Here is a 529-nt window from a genome sequence, read left to right as displayed (position 1 = left end):
ACGCAACATGCTGCTCCGCGACGCAACGCAGGCCGACCTTCCGGCCATCCTCGCCATCTACAACGACGTGATCGCCAACTCCAACGCGATCTACACCGAAACACCCGTCACGCTGGAAGACCGCACCGCGTGGCTGGCCTTGCGTGCCACGCAGGGTTATCCGGTGCTGGTCGCCGACGATGATGGGCAGGTGGCAGGCGTTGCATCGTTTGGGGATTTCCGGCCCTACCCGGGCTTTCGCACCACCGTCGAGCACTCGGTGCACATACACCGCGACTGGCGTGGCAAGGGGCTGGGCAGTCGGCTGGTCGAGGCGCTGTGCGAACGGGCCGCTGCCCTGGGCAAGCACCTGATGGTGGGCGCCATCGACGGTGGCAATGCGGGCTCGATTCGCCTGCATGAAAAGCTCGGCTTCAAGGAAGTGGGCCGCATGCCCGAGGCGGCCATCAAGCACGGTCAGTGGCTCGACCTCGTGTTCATGCAGCGCTGGCTGGAAGCGCCGGGAACGGTCCGCAACGACTGACCGTTC

1 protein-coding gene is annotated in these 529 nt (G+C 65.6%); it reads left to right on the top strand.

The genetic code is table 11. The annotated features are described in order from the left end of the window. On the top strand, window positions 1-523 hold a 523-nt coding region (locus D1614_RS28825), incomplete at its 5' end, for a GNAT family N-acetyltransferase (protein ID WP_497006691.1). Window positions 524-529 lie beyond the last annotated feature (6 nt).

The organism is Maribellus luteus, assembly GCF_003576475.1.
GTDB lineage: Bacteria > Bacteroidota > Bacteroidia > Bacteroidales > Prolixibacteraceae > Draconibacterium > Draconibacterium luteum.
The sequence above is the reverse complement of the archived record's forward strand: the minus strand, read 5'-3'. Positions and strand labels throughout refer to the sequence as shown.